The organism is Roseateles sp. P5_E11, from assembly GCF_054049355.1.
Map to the genome: position 1 here is coordinate 1 of NZ_JBFUMO010000624.1, position 3199 is coordinate 3199.

General features: G+C 68.3%; 2 protein-coding genes and 2 pseudogenes. 3 read left to right on the top strand and 1 reads right to left on the bottom strand.

What is annotated here, in order from left to right:
- A pseudogene (locus ACXJKR_RS28070) lies at positions 1-740 on the bottom strand (hypothetical protein); the annotation flags it as partial.
- A 244-nt stretch (positions 741-984) separates the two neighbouring features.
- Between ACXJKR_RS28070 and ACXJKR_RS28075 the strand changes: the two are divergent.
- The 3 genes and pseudogenes from ACXJKR_RS28075 to ACXJKR_RS28085 all read left to right on the top strand — a co-directional run.
- On the top strand, positions 985-1953 hold the full coding sequence (locus ACXJKR_RS28075) for a PhoH family protein (protein WP_457325631.1): 969 nt from the start codon (positions 985-987) through the stop codon (positions 1951-1953).
- Complete coding sequence (ybeY, locus tag ACXJKR_RS28080; RefSeq protein ID WP_457325632.1) at positions 1950-2393, top strand: rRNA maturation RNase YbeY; 444 nt, start codon at positions 1950-1952, stop codon at positions 2391-2393. The genes ACXJKR_RS28075 and ybeY overlap by 4 nt, the downstream gene beginning before the upstream one ends.
- 88 nt (positions 2394-2481) lie before the next feature.
- Positions 2482-3199: pseudogene (locus ACXJKR_RS28085) on the top strand (hypothetical protein); the annotation flags it as partial.

Here is a 3199-nt window from a genome sequence, read left to right on the forward strand (position 1 = left end):
GCGATGCGCTTGCGTTCGCGCTCGGTGACCTGCTCGAGCTTTTGCTCGGCGAGCTGGGCGTGGCTGCGCTCGACCTCGGCGATGCGCTCGGACATGCGCTGCTCGATGGCTGCGATGCGCTTCTCGGCGTCCAKTCGCGCGTGGGCGACGCTGTTCACCAGTTGCAGTCCCAGGCCCAGCATCAGCACCGGCAGCATCAGGTTCAGCCAGGGCGCGGCGGATGACCACAGCGGTTCACTGGCAGCGGCCAGCAACCGCTCGGCGACCAGGGCAGCCATGGTCGGCAGCAGCAGGGCGGCCATCAGCACGAACTCCCGCGACAGGGCCTCGTCGGCGCTCGTCTTCAGGCGCTCGCGGCGCAGCCACAGCGCCCAACCCATGGCGGCCACCAGCTCCAGRCTCAACACCGCCTGCCAGACCGAGCCGAGGATGCCGACCTGGCCACCCGCGAGCAGCAGGCTGGCCGGCACAACGAGGCATTGGATCAACAGCGCATGGTCGATCCAGCTGCGTTTCCAGTTCATCTGCCGCAGCAGGTATTGAACGCCGCACAGCACGAGCAGGGTCAGCAGCAGCGGCCGCAAGCCCGCGGCGCTGGGGGCGGCGGCGGCGCGCAGCACGACCCAGCTCAGCATCATGCCGATGAGAAAACTCGCCGGCCGTTCGCGGTGGTGCAGGCTGGAGACGAGGCCGATGACGGTCGCCATCAGGGCCAGCATGGCAGCAAGCCAGCCGCGCAAGGTGGCCGTCCAGTCCGGCCCGGCGAAGCCTTGAGCCTGCGCTACGGCCGGGCAGAGTAGGGCGGCTGAAAGCAGCAAAAAAAGAGGCAGGCGCCGAGCCCTGGAGGCCCTCGGCGCAATCGGTGACGTCATGGAGCGGCATTGTGCGTGAGCGCCTGTTCTGCGCAGGCCGGGAATGCACCAGCGGCCAGCCTCTTTGCACGGAGCCGGCGACAATCCCCGTCCACTTCCTTTCAGCCCCATCGTGATCCTGCGCTTCACCCTTGAACCGGTCGACAACACGCGCCTGGCCCGCGTCTGTGGCAGCCTGGACACCCATCTGCGTGAGATCGAGGCGGCCATCGGCGTGAAGATCTCGCGCCGCGACGCCGAGTTCCGCGTCGACGGGCCCAAGACAGCTGCCGAGCGCGCCAGGACCCTGCTCGAAGGACTTTACGAGCGCGCCAGGCGGCCGCTGTCAGCCGAAACGCTGCAATTGGCCCTCGYCGAGGCCAAGGCGCCAGATCCTGTTTCGGCCGCCAGCCCGGGCGACGGCGATGCGCTGGTGCTGCGTACCCGCCGCGCCGACCTGTCGGCCCGCACACCGCGCCAGCACCAGTACCTGCAGCAGATCCTGTCGCACGACATCACTTTCGGCCTCGGCCCGGCGGGCACCGGCAAGACCTTCCTGGCCGTGGCGTGTGCGGTGGACGCGTTGGAGCGCTCGACGGTGCAGCGCATCATCCTGACCCGGCCCGCCGTCGAGGCCGGGGAGCGCCTGGGCTTCTTGCCCGGCGACCTGACGCAAAAGGTCGACCCCTATCTGCGCCCCCTGTACGACGCCCTCTATGACCTGCTGGGCTTCGACCGGGTGACCAAGGCCTTCGAGAAGGGGCAGCTGGAGGTCGCGCCGCTGGCCTTCATGCGCGGCCGCACCTTGAACCACGCCTTCGTCATCCTCGACGAGGCGCAGAACACGACGCCCGAGCAGATGAAGATGTTCCTGACCCGCATCGGCTTTGGCAGCCGCTGCGTCGTCACCGGCGACACCAGCCAGATCGATCTGCCGCGGGGAACGCAATCCGGCCTCATCGACGCCGAGCATGTGCTGGCCCGGGTCAAGGGCATTGCGATGACACGCTTCACAAGCGCCGACGTCGTTCGCCACCCGCTGGTGGCGCGCATCGTCGAGGCCTACGAAGCGCGCGCCAAGCGCGAAGCACGCGACCTATGAAACCAGAGCTGAGCCTGTCCCTGCAATTTGCCGACCCGCGCCACCGCGCGCTGCTGCCGCGCCACAAGGTGCAGCGATTCATCCGCGCGGCGCTGGAGCTGCCGGGCGAGATCGCCGTGCGCATCGTCGACGCCGAGGAAGGGCAGGCACTGAACCGCGAGTACCGTGGCAAGGACTACGCCACCAATGTGCTGACCTTCGACTACGCTCACGAGCCCGTCGTCGGCGCCGACCTGGTCATCTGCGCCGAGGTCGTCGAACGTGAGGCGGCCGAGATGGGCGTCCCGCTGCTCGACCACTACGCCCACATGCTCGTGCACGGCACCCTGCATGCCCAGGGCTATGACCACGAGGCCGACGACGAGGCCGAGGCGATGGAAGCGCGCGAGGCGGAAATCCTGACCGGCCTGGGCTTCTCCGACCCCTACCGACGCGGCTGAGGCTGCAACCCCTTCTAGGGGTATTTCGCTGTGGAAACCGGTGGCGGTGGCGAGTATTTTTGTACTTCGCCTGTCATCGGAGGCTCCCATGCTGAAGTCGATCCGCGCCCTTGCGACCGCCGCCGCGCTGATTTGCGCAGGAAGCGCGGGCGCCGTGTCGATTGCCGGCGTCGACATCCCGCTGGGCCAGATCTTCGCGGTCACCCAGACCTACCAGAACGTGCCACTGGCCGTCGGCGACACGCTGAGCGGCTACGGCAAGATCGATTCCATCAACTCTGCGGCGGTCTCCGGCCTGTGCTCGGGCTGCGAGCTGACGTACGTCTTCGGCGGCTACGCGGTCTCGTCGATCAGCGCCAGCGAAGTGCGCTTCAGCGGTGGCTGGCTCAAGGTCTATGCCGGCTTTGGCGCCAACAACGACTTCACGACCGGCAACGCCGGGGGTTCGGCGGGTGACCTGGCCGAAGCGTCCAATGGCACGCTCTTCCTGTCCCTCATGGGCCATGCCGTCGACGCCGCAGGCAACACCTTTATCGCCACCGGCCTGGGCATCGGCACGGCCAGCCCGACCGGCTTCAGCACGGGCCTGCTGGATGTGGACACGGCGGCCGGCGGCGCGGCCAACGCCTACTTCAACAGCAATGGCGTGGCGGCCCTGTTCGGTGGCGGTGCGGCCGATGCGCAGCTCGGTTCTTCCTTCTCCGCCCTGGCGCCGCTGTATCCGTCCGAGTGCCCCGGCGGTTCGGCCTGCCTGCGCGGAAGTTCCAGCGTTCTTGCAACGGTGGCAGCCGTGCCCGAGCCCGAGA